This is a genomic window from Flavobacterium hauense (assembly GCF_054457175.1).
This window is the reverse complement of sequence record NZ_JBTKVX010000019.1, coordinates 43,493-63,083: the sequence shown is the minus strand read 5'-3', so window position 1 is coordinate 63,083 and position 19,591 is coordinate 43,493. Positions and strand designations below refer to the sequence as shown.

Annotated in this window: 18 protein-coding genes; 7 read left to right on the top strand and 11 right to left on the bottom strand. The window is 41.7% G+C overall.

From position 1 onward, the window contains the following. Position 1: 1 nt before the first annotated feature. Complete coding sequence (locus tag ACX0HA_RS13785; RefSeq protein ID WP_458845872.1) at positions 2-1,234, bottom strand: dicarboxylate/amino acid:cation symporter; 1,233 nt, start codon at positions 1,232-1,234, stop codon at positions 2-4. A gap of 211 nt (positions 1,235-1,445) precedes the next feature. Between ACX0HA_RS13785 and ACX0HA_RS13780 the strand changes: the two genes are divergently transcribed. The 3 genes from ACX0HA_RS13780 to ACX0HA_RS13770 all read left to right on the top strand — a co-directional run bounded on the left by ACX0HA_RS13780 (position 1,446) and on the right by ACX0HA_RS13770 (position 6,402). Next, entirely contained in the window at positions 1,446-3,353 is a 1,908-nt protein-coding gene (locus tag ACX0HA_RS13780; RefSeq protein ID WP_458845871.1) for a S9 family peptidase, read from the top strand. Between the two features lie 84 nt (positions 3,354-3,437). Beyond that, complete coding sequence (locus ACX0HA_RS13775; RefSeq protein WP_458845870.1) at positions 3,438-4,640, top strand: C1 family peptidase; 1,203 nt, start codon at positions 3,438-3,440, stop codon at positions 4,638-4,640. Positions 4,641-4,818: 178 nt separating this feature from the next. Continuing rightward, positions 4,819-6,402: an FMN-binding glutamate synthase family protein gene (locus tag ACX0HA_RS13770; protein WP_458845869.1), complete on the top strand. Its 1,584-nt coding sequence runs from the start codon at positions 4,819-4,821 to the stop codon at positions 6,400-6,402. A 54-nt stretch (positions 6,403-6,456) separates the two neighbouring features. On the opposite strand, the gene ACX0HA_RS13765 is transcribed toward ACX0HA_RS13770, so the two are convergent. The 9 genes from ACX0HA_RS13765 to pdxA all read right to left on the bottom strand — a co-directional run bounded on the left by ACX0HA_RS13765 (position 6,457) and on the right by pdxA (position 13,141). Next, positions 6,457-6,849, bottom strand: coding sequence for a hypothetical protein (locus ACX0HA_RS13765; RefSeq protein ID WP_458845868.1), 393 nt, complete (start codon positions 6,847-6,849; stop codon positions 6,457-6,459). Between the two features lie 108 nt (positions 6,850-6,957). Continuing rightward, positions 6,958-7,347 carry a hypothetical protein gene (locus ACX0HA_RS13760; RefSeq protein ID WP_458845867.1) on the bottom strand — a complete coding sequence of 130 codons (390 nt, stop codon included), beginning with the start codon at positions 7,345-7,347 and terminating at the stop codon, positions 6,958-6,960. A 158-nt stretch (positions 7,348-7,505) separates the two neighbouring features. Next, positions 7,506-7,970, bottom strand: a complete 465-nt coding sequence (locus tag ACX0HA_RS13755) for a hypothetical protein (RefSeq protein WP_458845866.1) — start codon at positions 7,968-7,970, stop codon at positions 7,506-7,508. A 115-nt stretch (positions 7,971-8,085) separates the two neighbouring features. Beyond that, positions 8,086-9,432: an acetyl-CoA carboxylase biotin carboxylase subunit gene (gene accC / locus ACX0HA_RS13750; protein WP_458845865.1), complete on the bottom strand. Its 1,347-nt coding sequence runs from the start codon at positions 9,430-9,432 to the stop codon at positions 8,086-8,088. Between the two features lie 92 nt (positions 9,433-9,524). Then, positions 9,525-10,013 (bottom strand): acetyl-CoA carboxylase biotin carboxyl carrier protein, encoded by a 489-nt coding sequence (gene accB / locus ACX0HA_RS13745; RefSeq protein WP_458845864.1) that lies wholly within the window; start codon positions 10,011-10,013, stop codon positions 9,525-9,527. Between the two features lie 35 nt (positions 10,014-10,048). Continuing rightward, on the bottom strand, positions 10,049-11,047 hold the full coding sequence (locus ACX0HA_RS13740) for a beta-ketoacyl-ACP synthase III (RefSeq protein WP_458845863.1): 999 nt from the start codon (positions 11,045-11,047) through the stop codon (positions 10,049-10,051). Positions 11,048-11,210: 163 nt separating this feature from the next. Beyond that, entirely contained in the window at positions 11,211-11,405 is a 195-nt protein-coding gene (gene rpmF, locus ACX0HA_RS13735; protein ID WP_026993360.1) for a 50S ribosomal protein L32, read from the bottom strand. A gap of 9 nt (positions 11,406-11,414) precedes the next feature. Further along, positions 11,415-11,957: a YceD family protein gene (locus tag ACX0HA_RS13730; protein WP_458845862.1), complete on the bottom strand. Its 543-nt coding sequence runs from the start codon at positions 11,955-11,957 to the stop codon at positions 11,415-11,417. 134 nt (positions 11,958-12,091) lie between these two features. Then, complete coding sequence (gene pdxA / locus ACX0HA_RS13725) at positions 12,092-13,141, bottom strand: 4-hydroxythreonine-4-phosphate dehydrogenase PdxA (protein WP_458845861.1); 1,050 nt, start codon at positions 13,139-13,141, stop codon at positions 12,092-12,094. Positions 13,142-13,192: 51 nt separating this feature from the next. Here pdxA and ACX0HA_RS13720 point away from each other — a divergent pair, with 51 nt between their 5' ends. The 4 genes from ACX0HA_RS13720 to miaE all read left to right on the top strand — a co-directional run bounded on the left by ACX0HA_RS13720 (position 13,193) and on the right by miaE (position 16,651). Continuing rightward, positions 13,193-13,783 (top strand): riboflavin synthase, encoded by a 591-nt coding sequence (locus ACX0HA_RS13720; RefSeq protein WP_458845860.1) that lies wholly within the window; start codon positions 13,193-13,195, stop codon positions 13,781-13,783. 109 nt (positions 13,784-13,892) lie between these two features. Beyond that, positions 13,893-15,155 (top strand): putative DNA modification/repair radical SAM protein, encoded by a 1,263-nt coding sequence (locus tag ACX0HA_RS13715; protein WP_458845859.1) that lies wholly within the window; start codon positions 13,893-13,895, stop codon positions 15,153-15,155. 51 nt (positions 15,156-15,206) lie between these two features. Next, positions 15,207-15,974 carry a TIGR03915 family putative DNA repair protein gene (locus tag ACX0HA_RS13710; RefSeq protein ID WP_458845858.1) on the top strand — a complete coding sequence of 256 codons (768 nt, stop codon included), beginning with the start codon at positions 15,207-15,209 and terminating at the stop codon, positions 15,972-15,974. A 95-nt stretch (positions 15,975-16,069) separates the two neighbouring features. After that, the gene (miaE, locus tag ACX0HA_RS13705; protein ID WP_458845857.1) at positions 16,070-16,651 is read left to right on the top strand and encodes a tRNA isopentenyl-2-thiomethyl-A-37 hydroxylase MiaE; all 582 of its coding nucleotides are present in this window, start codon (positions 16,070-16,072) and stop codon (positions 16,649-16,651) included. Positions 16,652-16,783: 132 nt separating this feature from the next. Here miaE and ACX0HA_RS13700 read toward each other — a convergent pair whose 3' ends face one another. Further along, positions 16,784-19,252 carry an AsmA family protein gene (locus ACX0HA_RS13700; RefSeq protein ID WP_458845856.1) on the bottom strand — a complete coding sequence of 823 codons (2,469 nt, stop codon included), beginning with the start codon at positions 19,250-19,252 and terminating at the stop codon, positions 16,784-16,786. Positions 19,253-19,591 lie beyond the last annotated feature (339 nt).

Sequence of the window (19,591 nt, the reverse complement as noted above, 5' to 3'; positions counted from 1 at the left end):
TCTAAACTTTTTTAGCTTCCCACTTATCTACTGCCGTGGTAGCAAGGGCATTGCCCAATACATTTGTCATACTGCGTCCCATATCGCAAAAATGGTCAATAGGCAATATAAGTGCTATACCTTCCGGCGGAATGCCGAACATAGCACAGGTTGCCACAACGACTATAAGGGAAGCCCTTGGCACTCCGGCTATACCTTTACTGGTAAGCATAAGGACCAACAGCATCAGTATCTGTTTTTCAAGCGGCATGTCTATGCCATAGATCTGTGCGATAAACAAACTCGCAAAGGTCATATACATCATGCTTCCGTCAAGGTTAAACGAATAACCCAACGGCAGTGTGAACGAAACGATCTTGGGGTCGCAGCCAAAACGCTCCAGTTCTTCAGTAAGTTTCGGGAATACCGCTTCACTACTTGTGGTAGAGAATGCGATAAGAAGAGGGCCTGCCAGCCTTTTAAGCAACAACCACAGCCTGTTGCCCAGTATCAGGTATCCTACACCCAATAATATTATCCAAAGGCAAAGTATACCAAAAGCAAACGCCGCAAGGTAACTCGCATATAATTTCCATATTCCGCCGCCATAAACGGCAACCGCCGCCGATACTGCACCAAAAACTCCCAGTGGCGCTACCCACATAACGTAACTTACCATTTTTAGTATGGCATGCGCTATAGTATCTAAAACTTTTATGATAGACTCGGCTGCCTTGCCTAATGAAGCAAGCGCAATACCAAATAATATTGAAAAAATAACGATTTGTAATATCTCATTTGTCGCCATGGCTTCAAAAATACTTTTCGGAACCACGTGTGTCACGAACTGCTCCAGCGAAAATGCATGTACATTGTTCACCAGGTCATCGGCAGGCTTAACATCGGCCATAGATACGGCAGTACTCTCTCCCGGCCTTAGCCAGTTTACCAGTACCATACCCAGCAAAAGCGACATTAGTGAGGCCGAAATGAACCATGCCATTGCCTTGCCCCCTACACGCCCTACCATTTTCATGTCGCCCATTTTGGCAATACCCACAACAAGCGTGGAGAATACCAATGGGGCAATAATCATCTGTACCATACGGATAAAGATGGTACCCAGAAGTTTTACATTCTTAGCAAAATCGGCCGCTGTCTCTTTAGGATATTGATAATACACAAACAAGCCCAGGGCTACGCCAAGAACGAGGCCTGCCAGTATTGCAATAAAGAGTTTCGAGTTGCTTTTCACTACTATGAGATTTTTAAGTGCGTGAAAATACTCATATTTTTTCAAATGAGGGTTTCCTTATCATTTTTAGGCTATTCTTTTGCACTATTTACAAACATTTAACACAAAAAAGAATGTTTAATTCAGACCTATAACAAAAGACATCAGCAATACATAAACAAAACAATCAAAGAAAATCATTACTTTTAGCCCCTTATTAAAATTGTTTTCAATGAAAAAACTTCTACTATTAACTGTAAGCATCATGGGATTAACGGCTTCGGCACAACAAAACATGACACCCGAACTGCTTTGGAAGCTGGGACGCGTAAGCGCGCTGGGCATTACCAAAGACGGAAAGAACATTGTCTATAAGGTTTCGACTCCAAACATGGAGGAGAACAAATCGGCCTCTAAATTCTATACCATTCCGGTAAATGGCGGTACAGCCACCGAGGTTAAGGAATACAAAGAACTGCTGAATGACAAATATGTTTCTGCCGATGGCAAATGGGCGCTTACGTCAAAAGAAGTTAAAGTAGACAAAGTACTTGGAAAGGACATCTATCCTGAACTTGACAAAAGCAATGTACAGGTTTATGACGGACTTGACTACCGCCACTGGGACACTTACAACGATGGCACACACAACCATGTGGGCTACACAAAAGTAGACGACAAAGACAAAGCTTCATTTGTTGACGTCATGCCAAACGAACCGTATGATTCTCCGCAAAAACCTCATGGTGGCGAAGAAGATTATACCTGGTCACCTGATGGCAAAAGCATTGTGTATGTGTGCAAGAAAAAAGCAGGAACAGCTTATGCTACAAGCACAAACACTGACCTGTATGAATACAATCTTGACACTAAGAAAACCGTAAACCTTACCCCAAAAAATCCGGGTTATGACACAGCGCCTGGTTATTCGCCAAGTGGCGACCTGACATGGCTGCAAATGAAACGTGACGGTTATGAGGCTGACAAAAACGATATTATTGTTCGTTTTAAAGGCATGGACATGAACCTGACTGCAGCATGGGATGGCACGGTTGACAGCTTTACATGGAGCCCCGACGGAAAGAAAGTTTATTTTCTTGCCGCTACAGATGGCACCAAACAACTGTTTGAAGTTAACTTCCCGGGGCTGACAAAAATCGCCATTACTGTAAGACAACTTACTGATGGTATTTTTGACGTTAACGGAATCGTTGGTTTCAGTGGAGACAAAATAATAGTGGAGCGCACCGACATGAACCACGCGTCTGAAATATACAGCTATGACCTTAAGAAGAAAAAATGGGCACAGCTTTCTAAAGTAAATAATACAGCATACGCCGGAATTGCCATGAGCAAAACCGAAAAGCGCTATGTAACAACTACCGATGGCAAAAAAATGCTGGTATGGGTAGTGCTTCCGCCAAACTTTGATGCTAAAAAGAAATACCCTACCCTATTATATTGTCAGGGAGGCCCTCAAAGTGCGCTTACGCAGTTCTATTCTTTCCGATGGAACTTTCAGGTTATGGCAGCACAGGGCTATATCGTCGTAGCGCCTAACCGTCGTGGTATGCCGGGCCATGGTGTAGAATGGAACGAAGCCATAAGTAAAGACTGGGGTGGCCAGGTTATGGACGATTATCTTTCGGCAATCGACGATGTGGCGAAAGAAAGCTATGTAGATAAAGCGAGGCTTGGTGCTGTAGGTGCCAGCTATGGCGGATATTCAGTATTCTACCTTGCAGGAATTCACAATAACAGATTCAAGACTTTCATTTCGCACTGTGGGGTATTCAACCTTCAGAGTATGTACGGAACGACCGAAGAGGTATTCTTTACTGACTGGGACAGTGGCGGACCATACTGGGATAAAAACAATGCTGCGGCACAAAAAACCTATACGCAATTTAACCCTATCAACAACGTTGATAAGTGGAATACACCAATATTTGTTATACAGGGAGGCATTGACTTCCGTGTACCTATCGGGCAGGGACAGGAAGCTTTTCAGGCAGCACAGCTTAGGAACATTAAAAGCCGTTTCATGCTTTTCCCGGAAGAAAACCACTGGGTGCTAAAACCACAAAACGCAATGGTATGGCAACGTGAGTTTTTCAAATGGCTGAAGGAAACTTTATAGAAAGCTCAAAAAAAGCACCATTTTTATATATTTTCCGTATTTTAGCGCGGTTAAAAAAATCTAATAACAAACTAGTTTATTATAATGTATAATTTTTCAGTTAAACCGCTTGTAGCAACTGCGTTGCTTTTTGCGGGAATGCAGACGGGCTTTGCACAGGACTATCTTGTAAATTCATTAAAAAATAACCAGAGTACAAACAGTGCTGCTGCATTTAAATTTACCGATGTTATCAACATCGAGAACACTCCGGTAAAAAGCCAGGGATCTTCAGGAACTTGCTGGAGCTACTCTGCTAACTCTTTCCTTGAGTCAGAAATGATCCGCATGGGCAAACAGCCTGTTGAGATATCACAGATATATACAGCTCGTAACGCTTATATCGAGAAAGGCAAGAACTATGTACGCATGCATGGCGCCATCACTCTTGGTGACGGTGGAGCCCTTCACGATGTAATCAATATGTACCGCCAGTATGGCGCGCTTCCGCAAAACCTTTACACAGGCCTTAACTACGGAACTACCAGCAACAAGTTTGCAGAAATGCAGGCTATGGGACAGGGAGTTCTTGAAGCAGTAGTTAAAAACCCTAACGGCGAGCTTTCTCCAAACTGGATAAAAGCCTATACAGGCGTTATTGACTCTTACCTTGGTGAAGTGCCTCAAAACTTTGAGTGGAAAGGAAAAAAATATACACCACAAACATTCGCTAAGGATGTTATTGGCATCAACCCGGATGATTATGTAGAACTATCTTCATTCACTGACCACCCATATTATTCTAAGTTTGTACTTATGGTGCCGGACAACTGGTCGCTTGACCAGGTATATAACGTAAAGCTTAATGAGCTTACCGATGTTATTGACAACGCACTTAAAAACGGCTATACAGTTGGTTGGGCAGGTGATGTTAGCGAAAAAGGATTCAGCTGGAAAAACGGTGTAGCTTACATTCCTGCTAAAAATGTTGCTGATATGACTCCTGAAGAAAAAGAAGGTATGTTCTTAGGCCCTAAAGATGAACTTGAGATCACAGAAGAGATCCGTCAGAAAGCATTTGACAACTACAGCACTCAGGACGACCACGGAATGCACATTGTAGGTATTGCAAAAGACCAGGGTGGTAAAGAGTACTATATCATCAAAAACTCTTGGGGAGCTTCTAACGACTACAAAGGTTATATGTACATGACTAAAAATTTTGTAAAATATAAGTCTACAGCTATTTTGCTAAACAAAGGTGGAATTCCATCTTCACTTGCTAAAAAGCTTAACATAAAACAATAATCACATTTGTGATTCTTAACAGATCCCGAAGTACTGCTTCGGGATTTTTTATGCCCTCAATTTATACTGTTTCCAAGATAAAGCTGCAAAAATACTTGCTATCTTTGTTATTAGGCAAATTGCCAATAAAACAAAAACTAACCGCTTTTATTGCTAAAAGCATAATACAGGTCAGGATATGAGAAAAGTATTTCTTGTCTTTACACTTACTTCGCTGTCTATAATTGCACTGCTTACCTACATTAACTGGAAATCTGTTTTTTTACTGCTCATATTCCTCCCACTTATCATTATGGGATTTTATGACATGTACCAATCCAAAAAATCGATTCGACGTAACTTTCCACTATTAGGCAGAATGCGTTACCTTCTGGAGTCCATCGGCCCCGAAATACGCCAGTATTTTATAGAGACCGACCTCGACGGCAAACCATTTAACCGTTTGGAGAGAAGCCTCATTTATGCACGCAGTAAAAAAGAAACTGACACAACGCCCTTTGGCACCCAGCTGGACATGTATGAAATAGGCTATCAGTGGATAAACCACAGCATACGTGCCTTGCCTTTAAACGAAATTGACCATAATCCAAGAGTAAGAATAGGATCAGAACAGTGTGCACAGCCCTATGATGCAAGCCTTTTCAACATCAGCGCCATGAGTTACGGATCGCTGAGCAAAAATGCCATAATCGCCCTTAACACGGGAGCCAAGCAGGGTGGTTTCTTTCACAACACAGGCGAAGGTGGGCTGTCTCCTTATCACCTCGAACCGGGAGGTGACATCGTATGGAACATAGGCACAGGATATTTTAGCTGCCGCGATAGCGAAGGCAATTTCTCGTATGACGAATATGCTAAACGTGCCGTTCTGGATAAAGTAAAAATGATCGAGATAAAATTCTCTCAGGGAGCTAAACCCGGACACGGAGGCATCCTGCCGAAAGAAAAGGTAACCGATGAGATTGCCGCGATACGTATTGTGAGTAAAGGTCATGATATTGTTTCCCCGGCCTACCACTCGGCGTTTACAACCCCGCTGGAACTGATGGATTTCATAAAAATATTGCGTAAAGGATCCGGAGGCAAGCCTGTGGGGATGAAGATATGCATAGGAAACAAATCAGAGTTCCTGTCAATCTGTAAAGCCATGGTAGAAACCCAAACCTATCTGGATTTTATAACCGTAGATGGTGCCGAAGGTGGCACAGGTGCAGCTCCACAGGAATATTCAGATCACGTGGGAATGCCGCTTCGCGATGCCCTGGCCTTTGTACACGACTCACTGGTGGGCTTTGGCATACGAAAACAAATGAAGATCATCTGTAGTGGAAAGATTGTTACCGGCTTTGATATTATAAAGACACTTGCCACCGGCGCCGACCTATGCAACTCGGCACGTGGAATGATGTTCGCCCTGGGATGCATACAAGCCCTTGAGTGCCACAAAAACACCTGCCCTACAGGAGTAGCCACTCAAGACCCAAAACTCGTTAAGGGGCTCGTCCCTGAAGAAAAAAGCGTACGGGTATTCCGTTTCCAGCAGGAGACCGTAAAAAGCGCGATGGAACTCATGGCTTCGGCGGGATTAAAACACCCCGACCAGGTAGACCGCAGCGTTGTCAGCATGAGGGTAGATCGTACTAAGATCGAAACTTTTATGGAAACCTATCCTGAACTTGAAGAAGGCTCACTGCTTAACGAAGAAACAGTTCCTAAAAAACTATTATACTTTTGGAAAAAGGCTTCAGCAGAAAAATTCTAAAAAAAGCTCCCGCAATGTATTGACGGGAGCTTTTTATTTATGTTTAGCAGGCGATTATATTCTTTCGCTGACTAAAGCAACAAACTCTTCGGCAGCTACCTTATTATCTTTAGCAACCTCAATTTTTGTCCTGCTGCCATCATTCATGTATAAGATAATAAAAAACTTTCTGTCTATTAGAATAAGGGACAGGATGCAAAAACAAACCGAAAGTATTGCAGCCCCTGACAAAAACCAGTCATTAGTAGTACTGGTAACATATATATCCAAAAAAAATATAAAAAAAGCCACAGCCCAAAGTACTGCTTTCAGGCTGATACGGGATTCAAACCCCAGCCTCTCGACTTCTTCAAAATTAACATGTGTGATTTCTTTTGAAATCTCAGGATGCAGTGTAGCCTTAAATTCTTTGGCTCTGCCTTTATGCGGTAATGATAACGTTTCCATAGCAATATGTTGGTCGTGGTCCAAATAGAACAGTCATCAACAAAAAAACCCTAAGCGGTTTTAGGGTTTTTTATTATAAAAAACTCCCGCCAGGCGGGAGTCAATGTATTAAATACTTGCAGCTTCTTTCAGCTTCTTTATATTATCAGCCCTTACAGCTGCATATTTTTTATATTGGGTTGCAGTCAGTACCGATTTAAGCTTTCCGTCTCTTTCTTCATTAAGAGCCTGCATCTTTTTTGCTTTTGCAATATCTGTATCACCTGAGGCTTTGCAATCCTTAACTTTTTTCAGGTAAGCTTTGTTAAGATCAACCACCTGTGTGTACTGGTTATCGTTAAGTGTTAATTGCGTCTTCATTTGAGCCGCCGATGTTTTAGCGCCTTCAGCAATCATATCTTTTTCTTTTTCCTGAGCTACAACAGTAGTACTCAAAGCAAGCAAAAGGGCAGCTGCACCAAAAATCATTTTTGCAGCCGAAGTAATTTTTTTGATCATTCTGTTTATTTTATGGTTAATGCATCAGGCCGGAGAGCCTGCCTTAGCTACAAATATAACAGAAAAGAATTCATGTAACATATAAAAAGCCCCGGTAACGAGGCTTTTATATGTTAGTTGTTTTGAAACTGACTATCTAAGAACAGTCTATACAACTATTATTGCTTGTCCGTACTCTTAATCTGAGTTTCAGCCTTAGTATTACCCTGCTGCAAATTAGCATCAGTAGCCTTTGCCCCAGCCTTATTACCTCCAAATCGCTGCATCATAGCTTTCTTTTTTTCTTCTTTTTTAGCCAGATATAGTTTGTACTGATCTTCGGTAAGAATCTTTTTTAGATTGGCTTCCCTTTCTTCATTCAGAGATTTTACAGTTTGCGCAACCTGCTTTCTATCGGTACTGCTTTTTCTGGCTTCATCCCTTTTACTTTCAAAGTTCTTATTAACATCCAACACCTTTGTGTATTGGGCATCGGTAAGCGAAAGTTCAGTTTTCATACCATCAGTCATTTTTTGAGCACCATTAGCCGCGCGGTCTTGTGCCGATGCATTCATGGTAAATGCAAGTACCAAAGCAACTACGCTAACCATAGCTTTCGCTGCCGAAATAAGTGTCTTAAACATAATTATAGTTTTTATAGTTTTTATAGTTTTTATAGCCATGACAAGTTCTGTGCCATTTTTTTTCAGGCACTAATATAAATAAAAAAGCCTCACTTTTCAGCGAGGCTTAGTTTTATTAAGCAGGATCTTTCATTTTAAAAGATTCCATGAATTTTGTAGTATAGTTACCCGCTACATAATCCGGCTCATCCATCAATTGCCTGTGGAAAGGAATTGTTGTTTTGATACCTTCAATAACAAACTCATCAAGTGCACGCTTCATTTTATTGATAGCTTCTTCCCTTGTCTGGGCAGTAGTAATCAATTTAGCGATCATTGAATCGTAGTTTGGCGGAATAGTGTAACCTGAGTATACATGAGTATCAAGTCTTACACCGTGGCCACCCGGCATGTGCAGGGTAGTGATCTTGCCCGGAGACGGACGGAAATCATTATACGGGTCTTCGGCATTGATACGACACTCGATAGAGTGTAGTTGCGGAAGGTAGTTTTTACCTGAAATAGGCACACCTGCGGCAACAAGTATCTGCTCACGAATAAGGTCATAATCAATTACCTGCTCGGTAATTGGGTGCTCTACCTGTATACGCGTATTCATTTCCATGAAATAGAAATTCCTGTGTTTATCTACAAGGAATTCAACTGTACCGGCACCTTCGTATTTAATATACTCAGCAGCCTTAACAGCAGCGTCACCCATTTTAGTACGAAGTTCATCTGTCATAAATGGCGACGGAGTTTCTTCAGTAAGCTTCTGGTGACGTCTTTGTACAGAACAATCCCTTTCAGAAAGGTGACATGCTTTACCAAAAGAATCACCTACCACCTGAATTTCGATGTGGCGCGGCTCTTCGATAAGTTTTTCCATGTACATACCGTCGTTACCAAAAGAGGCCGCAGCTTCCTGCTTAGCGCTCTCCCATGCTTTCAACAGCTCGTCTTGTTTCCATACAGCCCTCATACCTTTACCACCACCACCGGCAGTAGCTTTAAGCATTACAGGGTAGCCAAATTCTTTGGCAAGTTTTTCAGCATGCTCATACGAGTCAAGAAGACCGTCAGAACCCGGTACACATGGTACACCTGCTTCTTTCATGGTAGCTTTAGCCGTAGCTTTGTCTCCCATCTTGTCAATCATATCCGGAGAAGCACCAATAAATTTGATACCGTGCTCACCGCATATTTTAGAAAACTTAGCGTTTTCAGACAAGAACCCGTAACCCGGGTGAATAGCGTCTGCATTGGTAATCTCTGCAGCAGCTATAATATTAGAAATCTTAAGATAAGAAAGGTTGCTTGGCGGCGGGCCTATACAAACAGCCTCATCGGCAAATTTTACGTGAAGGCTTTCCGCATCAGCAGTTGAGTAAACCGCAACGGTTTTGATACCCATCTCCCTGCAGGTTCTTATTACACGAAGTGCAATCTCTCCCCTGTTTGCAATTAATATTTTTTTGAACATCGTCTTTGTATTTTAAATTTTGAATTGTAAATTTTAATTATTTAAACACCTTCTTATTCAGTCCGGTGTTTAAAACTTAATATTTAAAATTATTAAGACGGGTCAACTAAGAATAATGGCTGATCAAACTCTACCGGAGAAGCATCATCAACTAAAACCTTAACGATTTTACCAGATATTTCAGATTCGATCTCGTTGAATAATTTCATTGCCTCGATAACACAAACAACATCACCTTTAGAAATTGTGCTTCCTACCTCAACAAACACCGGTTTGTCAGGAGAAGGTTTTCTGTAAAGTGTACCAATAATAGGTGACTTGATAGTAATGTATTTTGAATTCTCATCTGCAGCAGGAGCAACAGCGGCAGGAGCCTGAGGTGCAGCTGGAGCAGCGGCAGGAGCAATAGATTGCTGCATTGGCTGAGCCATTGGCATGTGCTGAACGTAAGTTGTAGTTTCAGCAGCACCTGCTTCAGTTGTTTTTATGGTGATCTTAATATCATCCATCTCCAACTTTACTTCTGTAGCACCAGATTTCGCCACAAACTTGATTAGGTTTTGAATCTCTCTAATATCCATAATTTCCGTTTTTGTATAGTGTATAGTTTGTTTGTTTATTTTTTGTCATAAGCCCACTTAAGATAAATGGAACCCCATGTAAATCCTCCGCCAAAAGAAGCAAAGATAAGATTATCTCCCTTTTTAAAAAGATGTTCGAAGTCATTTAACAGCAAAGGCAGTGTAGCCGACGTTGTATTGCCGTATTTTTCTATGTTCACAAGTACTTTAGACTCATCAAGATCCATTCTTGACGCTGTTGCATCAATAATTCTCCTGTTTGCCTGGTGCGATATAAGCCAGTTAACATCGTCATGACCAAGACCGTTTCTCTGCATGATCTTTTCGCTAACGTCAGCCATATTAGAAACAGCATATTTAAATACCGTTTTACCATCCTGGTGTACAAAATGCTGTCCATTATCAATAGTTTCATGAGATGCGGGCAGTAAAGAACCTCCTGCTTCAATTTTAAGGAATTCGCGGCCAATGCCATCGCTCCTTAAAAGTTCGTCCTGAAGCCCAAGACCCTCATCATTAGGCTCAAACAATGCAGCACCTGCGCCATCACCAAAGATGATGCACGTAGCCCTGTCAGTATAATCTATAATTGAAGACATTTTATCTGCACCTATAACCAAGATTTTTTTGTATCGTCCTGATTCTATATAGGCTGCAGCGGTACTCATACCGTATAGAAAACTGGAGCATGCTGCCTGAAGATCATAGGCAAAAGCATTTACTGCCCCAATTTGTGTTGCAACATAAACAGCTGTTGCGGCCACCGGCAAATCCGGTGTTGTAGTTGCTAAAAGCACCATGTCAATCTCTGCAGGATTGACCCCTGATTTTTTTATCAGGTCCAGGGATGCTTGTATAGCTAAAAAGGATGTCCCTTTATCTTTATCTTTAAGAATGCGCCTTTCTTTAATGCCGGTACGGGAAGTAATCCACTCATCGTTAGTATCTACCATTGTTTCTAAAACCTTGTTAGATAACACGAAATCCGGAACATATCCCCCTACTGCTGTAATGGCGGCTGTTATTTTACTCATAGGATAAATATTTCAATCTCAGGTTGAGGAATTTGAAAAAGCGGTGGAAATTACAAAATAAAATGCAATAGATTTGTAATCAGCCTCCTTTAAATTAAAAAAATCGGCATGTAATAAAAAAACTCTCACGGCGTGAGAGTTTTACCCTATTTTTTTACTGCAATTAAGCTACAGCTTCTGCTTTGTCTATTACAACCTGGCCTCTGTAGTACATTTTACCTTCATGCCAGTAAGCTCTGTGGTACAAATGTGCTTCTCCTGTTACAGGACATGTAGCGATTTGAGGAACAGATGCTTTATAATGTGTTCTTCTCTTGTCTCTTCTGGTTTTCGAGGTCTTTCTTTTAGGATGTGCCATTTTACTATATTATTTATCCGTTAATAGTTTTTTTAATTCGTCCCATCGGGGATCTGTATCTTCTTTTGTTTCTTCTTTCTTTGCTTCCTCTTTCGGGGAAAGCTCGTTCAGTTTGTCTAATATATCGGCGGCGACGGTACCGTCCTTAACTCCCGGATGTATTCGCTTTGAAGGAACCGACAGTACGATCATCTCATAAATGTATTGTGCTACATCTACCTGATATTCTCCATGCGGCAGGACAAGTATCTCATCGTGATCGTCGTTATACTCATCTCCAAACTTCACCAAAAGGTTCAATTTGCCTTTTACCGGCAAGTCAAAATCCTCATTAGTGATATCACAAGGCACGTTTACCGTCCCTTTATGCTTAAAGCCAAGCTCCAGCATCATGATCTTTTTCTCCAAAACTAAGTCTACTTTGATATTGACGTCGTTATATTCATCAAAACCAAAGTCATCAAAGAACTTTTTATTTATCTCAAACTCGAACTGGTGCTTTCCTTGTTTCAATCCCACAAACGGAATCAAAAATTCTTTATTCACTTTCATTCCAGTCGGTTTTTTTATTTGTTAAACGCAATATTCACGGCTTTAAACACCGCAACTCATTCGTTACAACAGTTTTGAGCGTGCAAAGATATAAAATTATCGCAATTCCAAAACTGTTATCAACATTTTTTTGTTTACAACTGCTTTTCCTTGATTTTCAGAGGGTTTTTTGTCAATTCGGCATATTGCTCTCTCGAATGATATATATCGAGTGCCATATACAGTGCTTCTTTAAACGAATTGAAATCGGCCAGCCCTTTGCCCGCTATGTCATAAGCCGTTCCGTGATCAGGTGATGTCCTTATCGCTTCAAGACCTGCCGTATAGTTTACGCCGCCGCCAAAAGCAAGCGTTTTAAAAGGTATAAGCCCCTGGTCATGATAGGCTGCTATAACAGCATCATATTTTTCATATTGGCCACTGCCAAAAAAGCTGTCTGCAGAGTAAGGCCCAAAAACAAGCACGCCTTCTTCAAACAGTTTCTTTAATGCAGGCTTTACAACCTCATCATCTTCTTTACCAATCACACCGTTATCACCACTGTGCGGATTAACACCCAGTACAGCAATTTTTGGCTTAGTAATGCCAAAATCCTTTTTAAGGGAAGTGTTTACCGTAATCAGTTTTTTACGGATAAGCGCTTCGGTAAGGTGTGCCGAAACTTCGTTTACCGGAATATGGTCGGTAAGCAAACCTACACGCAGGTTATCCTGAACCATAAGCATCAGTGCATCGCCTTCCAGCTCTTTATCAAGATAGTCAGTATGTCCCGGGAATTTAAAGTCTTCCGACTGTATATTGTATTTATTGATAGGTGCCGTTACCAGCACGTCTATTTTTTTTGCTTTAAGTGCGGCAACAGCCTCGGTAAACGACTTGATGGCATACTGACCGATTGTTTCATCATTCTTGCCAAACTCGATGTTTACGCTTTCCTTCCAGATGTTAAGCACATTTATCTTGCCTATCACCATCTGGTCCAGGCTGTCTATACCATGAAGGTTGCAGGTAAGCTCAAAGTTTTTTTTGATAAAAGATAATACTTTCACATTACCAAAAATAACCGGCGTACAAAACTCCAGCATACGGTTATCTTCAAAGGTTTTCAGGATTACCTCCGACCCAACGCCGTTAAGGTCGCCTATTGATATACCTACGATCACATTTTCTGCCTTTTTTGTCATGATGGTGTTTTGTTGTACTTTTGAGGCTACAAATTTAGTAAAATAAACAGCATGTTTACAGGAATTATTGAAACACAGGGAACGATAAAAGAAATAGCAAAAGACAACGATAATATTCACATCAGCATAACATCAGGTATTACGCACGAACTGAAGATAGACCAGAGCGTGAGCCATGATGGTGTATGCCTTACCGTAGTAGCCATAAACAACGATACCTATACCGTTACTGCCATAAAAGAAACCCTTGAAAAGACCAATCTTAAAGACTGGGCTGTGGGAGGTATCGTAAACCTGGAGCGCGCCATGAAACTTGGCGACAGGCTTGACGGACACATCGTTCAGGGTCATGTAGACCAGACAGGCGTTTGCAAATCAGTAGAAAACGCCAACGGAAGCTGGTACTTTACTTTTGCCTATGATAAAGCAGCGAACAACATCACTATAGAAAAAGGATCGATCACTGTAAACGGCGTAAGCCTGACCGTAGTAAACTCCAAAGAGAATGAGTTTAGCGTAGCGATCATCCCTTATACTTATGAGCATACTAATTTTAACGCCATCAAACCGGGTACTGTAATAAATCTCGAGTTTGATGTGGTAGGCAAGTATGTCGCCAGGCTGCACGCTTTAAGAAACTAATACAGAGCCCCACTGAAAAGCGGGGCTTTTTTTACCCTCACAACTTTAACAATTGTTCAGTTTTGGGCGGAATGGTTATTGCGTATTTTTGTAGAAACACTCCCCCATTATGTACGACAGGATAAGAGAAAAGCTCAACATACTTGCTGATGCCGCTAAATATGACGTTTCCTGTTCTTCGAGCGGAGGCAACCGAAAGAATGACAACAAAGGCATTGGCGACAGTAGCAGTAGCGGCATTTGCCATACCTATACCGAAGATGGCCGCTGTGTATCGCTGTTAAAAATACTACTGACCAACCACTGCATTTATGATTGTGCTTTTTGCGTATCGCGCAAAAGCAACGATGTTAAACGCGCCGCCTTTACCGTTGATGAAGTCGTAGAGCTCACCATGAGCTTTTACCGACGCAATTATATCGAAGGATTATTCCTTAGTTCGGGTATTTTCAAGAATGCCGACTTTACCATGGAACGCCTGGTGCGCATTGTAAAAAAGCTGCGCCTTGAAGAACGCTTTAACGGATACATTCATCTTAAGACCATTCCCGGAGCAAGTCCTGAACTACTCACCGAAGCCGGCCTCTATGCCGACCGTATGAGCATAAACCTTGAAATGCCTACCGAAGCAGGATTGAAACTCCTGGCTCCCGATAAATCGCACGAAGATGTCAAAAAACCATTGGGCTTTATAAAAGACACCATCACCCAGTTTAAAGATGAAAAACAGACGGGACTCATCAAGAGTGTTCCCAAGTTTGTACCTGCAGGCCAAAGCACACAAATGGTTATTGGCGCTACACCTGAGAGTGACATGGAAATCATGTACAGTGCCGATGAATATTATAAGAACTTTTCACTTAAAAGAGTGTACTATTCAGGCTACATTCCTATAAGTTATGATGAGCGTATGCCGGTGATAGGCAGCCAGCCACCGCTACTTCGCGAAAACCGACTTTATCAAACCGACTGGCTGATGCGTTTTTATGGCTTCAATGTAAAAGAGCTGCTCAACAGCAAGAATCCGCATCTGGATACCGATATTGACCCGAAATTAAGCTGGGCACTTCGTAACCTTGACCAATTCCCCATAGACATTAACACCGCAGATTACAGGATGATACTGCGTGTTCCGGGTATAGGCGTGCAATCGGCTAATAAAATAGTTCAGGCACGCAAATTTGGAAAACTGCGGAGCGACCAGTTACAGAAGATCGGTATTGCCTACAACAGGGCGAAGCATTTCATCCGTTGTGCCGACAGTCCTATCCTGCTTAACGAACCCGACGCACCTCATCTTAAGAATATCATTCTTGGAGATACCAACAGTAAATATTTAAAGGTCGCGCAAAACCAGTTGAGCCTATTTTAAAGGCCTCACCCCAGCCCTCTCCAAAGGAGAGGGAGTATATTCACGTAAACTATGACAACCTACACCTTCGATGGCTCTTTAGAGGGGCTTCTCACCGCGATTTTCGAGTTTTACGACCGGAAAGAAAAAGCCGTTCAGTTGGTATGGGATAAATATTACCAGCCCTCAATGCTGGATGAAGCCCTGGAAATAGTTAATGATGAAGCCAAAGCCAAACGTGTCTGGGACGGATTGAAGAAAAAACTTAGCTCCGAATGGCGCATCCGTTTTTACAAAGCTTATCTTTCAGAAGATCAGCAGACGTTTCAGGACCTGTTCGATTTTGCCCGATATATTTTCGACAATCCGGCAGGTGCCGAGGCTAATTTTGGCAATCCACATATAATGGCGATTTCTAAGATGGACAAAAAAGTGAACCGCGAAAAGCACCGCATGAAAGCATTTATCCGCTTCCAGCAGACGGCAGACGGCATTTACTACTGCCCTGTAGAACCCGACTTTAATGTGCTACCGCTGATAGCATCTTTCTTTAAGAACCGTTATGCCGACCAGCAATGGATAATCTATGATATAAAACGCAAGTATGGACTCTTTTATGACCTGAATACCGTTCAGGAGATAACCTATGAGTTCGTATCTGAGATAGATACCAAAAAAATTACCCTGCCCACCGAACTTGTGGATAGTAAAGAAGAACTGGCTTCCATTTTATGGAAAGACTATTTTCATAGCACTAATATCCCTGCCCGCAAGAACATGAAACTGCATATTCAGCATGTACCGAAGAGGTATTGGAAGTACCTGAATGAGAAGAGTTGATTTTTCGATTAGCGGATTTTTCGATTTTTCGAACAATCCAATAATCTAATAATCGAACAATCTAATTCGCTATTTTTGCCCCATAATATAATCGTATGCTTGGACTTAAACTCTTAACCGATCCCCGCTGGGCAAATATCGCCGAATCTAATCTGGAAGAAATCCTTACAGACCATGCCTGGTGTGAGCAGAAGGCAGCAGCCAATGCACTCTACCTCATCACTAACAATCCGGAACATCTGGACCTGGTACAAACACTGGCCGAGATCGCAATGGAAGAAATGGACCATTTTAAGCAGGTAACCGACATCATAAAGGAGCGCGGCTATACACTGGGGAGAGAAAAGAGAGACAACTATGTAAACGAGCTATCAAAATTCATCAGGAAAAACGCCAGCCGCAACACCTCCTTTATTGACCGCCTTTTATTTGCCGCCATAATAGAAGCAAGAAGCTGCGAACGTTTCAGGGTGTTGTCACAAAATATTGAAGACAAGGAACTGGCAAAATTCTACTATGACCTGATGGTTTCTGAAGCTACACACTATACTACCTTTCTGGGCTTTGCCCGAAAATACACTGAGGATGTTGATGTAGATAAACGCTGGGCAGAGTGGCTTGAATATGAAGGACAGATCATCCAGAGCTATGGAAAATCAGAAACGATACACGGATAAACACAATTATCCGTCATGAATGTCATTCTGAACGAAATGCAATGGAGTGAAGAATCTCAAATATTTTCAAAGAGATTTTTCCTTCGTCAGAAACTTAACGTAGTGGTTTGGCGAAGCCAATGACAGAAAATACTATTTATCCTTTTTGCCGCCAAGCTTAATTCCGACTTTACCGTCTTTATCGTCTTCGGCAGTAAGGTGCACTACAATACCGCGGTTGCGGCGTTCGGCAAGTTCTTTTTTATCGGTAATATCTTTGTCTTTTTCAGGATTGCGCAGCGGCACATCGATATAGAGTTCTGTTCCTTTGCCAAAAGAATACACGCCCTGTACATCCATATTAAGTACACTCGAATTGATCTGCATCGGGTGAATGGTTATCTTCTCTCCAGCCACGTCAAAGTTACCGTTCAGGTTATCGAAGGCAATGTTATTCATATCCCTGAACGGAAAGGCGAACTTACCTACTTTGCGAACCGGATCGAAATTGAGCAGTTTACCCTTTTTCAGCCCAAAAGAAACATTACCATACATCGATTTTGGCATCAGGGCACCGGAATTGCTCACATTACCCGAAATATTCGCATTACATGAAAACTGACCTTTCAGATGTTCCGCCTTTAACGTCTCCATTCCAAAATTATTGAAGGCGTGAAAAAATTTACGAACATCTACATTATTCACCTTCGCCTGAAGCTTGTAGTCATTGTACCTGCCTTTTTGCGTCATGCTACCGTTCATGTGTAAGGTGCCGCCCGCATGCTTTAGCCCGGTATCTTTAAGCAGCATCCCTGAATCGGTCAGGAAAACATTGGCCTTTACATTGGTTGCCAAAAACTTTTTGTAATACAGCTTATCAACATTAAGGTGGATATCCACATTCGTTTTTTCGAAAAACTCATTCATTTCTTTGGTGTAGTTGCCCTTTTTGCTTTTGCGGATGGCCGCTTTCGCCTTGCCCCTGCTGCCTAAGAAATACATGAATTCACCCACATTAAGATTAGGGCTGTTTACATTCCAGTGGAGCACTATTTTCTGCGGATCGGTATAATACAAGTTCATGAAGTTTTTGATATGACCGTTCATATTGATGACGCTCTTACCGGTTTTCAGCGAGATGGTACTTATGGTAAGGTCGTCGCTGGTAAAGTCAAGCAGCACCGACACATCATGAAAGTCCATTTTGCGCGGCACATAAGTAACATCGGCATTTTTCACATTGACCTTTCCTTTAATATAAGGACGGGTAATCATGAAATTCACAATATCGGCCTTGAAATCGAGGTTAACATCTGCCGTACCCGATGCAAAGGCCAGCAGGTCGTCGTCGATTACATTCCTGAGCTGGGGCATCTCAAAGCTTGACGAAAAATCACCAACTGCAATAGGCTTTTCGAGGTTGAGTATAAAGGTCTTTTTCATATTCACCGGAAGGCCTGCGTAGGTTCCCGTAAAATTATATAGCTTGATGGCAGAGTTGGCATCATTAAGTCCTTTGCCTTTAACATGATGGTTGGTAAACACACCGGTAAAATTGCACTTGCTCACAATGCCACCGGGTGTGCGGAGCACATTATCCCTTATCTCGGCCTTTACATATATCGACGGATCGCCTTCGGCATTAAAATCGCCGATAAGGTCGCACCTCACGTCAATCTCCTTATCCAGGTTAAACATATCCAGCTTACTCGAAATATTGGGCGAAAGCAAATGTGAGGCATGGCTCCACAGTATGCTTTTGTTAGTAATATTAAAAGTAAAGTCGGCTGTCTTCCCGCCTACCCTTATTTTGGCACCGATAACAAAATCATCGCCGCCAATGGCCAGCGTATTGGGCTGCGCAACAATAAAGCCTTCACCCTCATCATAGGAAAGATCAAACTTTCCTACCAGGGTTTTCTCCTTTATAAAGCTCCCGTGAACAGTATTGAAAGCCATGCTGTGGGCAAGTGCATCAAGGTCAACCACTGCTTCCCAGCCTGACAGCGTATAATCGATATCGCCATCGAGCTCGTTAACGGTGAACTTATACTTCTTACCATTCTTAACATCTTCGATTCCGAGTGTTACATTTTCGAGCAGTATGTTGCGCAGTTCGGGAAAACTGCCGGCATCATCATCTTCTTCTGTTTCCTTATATTTCTTCTTTTTGAAAATGGCACTGTTACTATAACCCGATGCATCGGTAAACATGTCTATGGCTGCATCGCGAATGTTCATTTTTCTGATATCGATCGCCCCTCTCAATAAGCTCGTAACATTTACAGCCACATCAAGCTCTCCGGCTTTCAGGAAGGTTCTTTTATGCTTTTCGTACAGGCTGTCGCGCAGCACCACATTTTCAAGCCTCAGCGACACGTTAGGAAAACCTTGCAGAAAGGTAGGATCCATCGACTCGACCGTTAGCGAACCCGAAATCCCACCATTGAGTTCGGTAAGTAGTTTCGCCTGCAACTCTTCCTTATTGGAATTGATATACCATGCCAGTCCTACGTAGGAAATAACAACCAAAATAACCATTCCTAAAATGATACGGAAAAGGATGCGAAACCATCGCGGAAAATGAAATTTGCTAAAAAAACGGCGTAACGGATTATCCATATCAGAATTTATTTACCTTTTTTAGTCAATATCTAACCATATTTAAATTTAGCACATCTATTTTAGATAATCTACTAAAATTCAGACAATTGTTAATAATGAAATTTTAACTACACTAAACACTCATTTTTAAAGGATTTAATATAAAAATAGTTAAAATATAATTACAATGTTTTATTTATAACATTTTTAACCTTTAATGTTAACTTTTAAAATCCTCAATGATAGTGGGCAAAGCTCTGTTATAATTTTTTACGGTTTTCCTCATTAGCATTTCTTTAACAATTGTCACACAGTTGTTTACCTAGTTTTAACAATGTTTAACAATTTCATAAAACC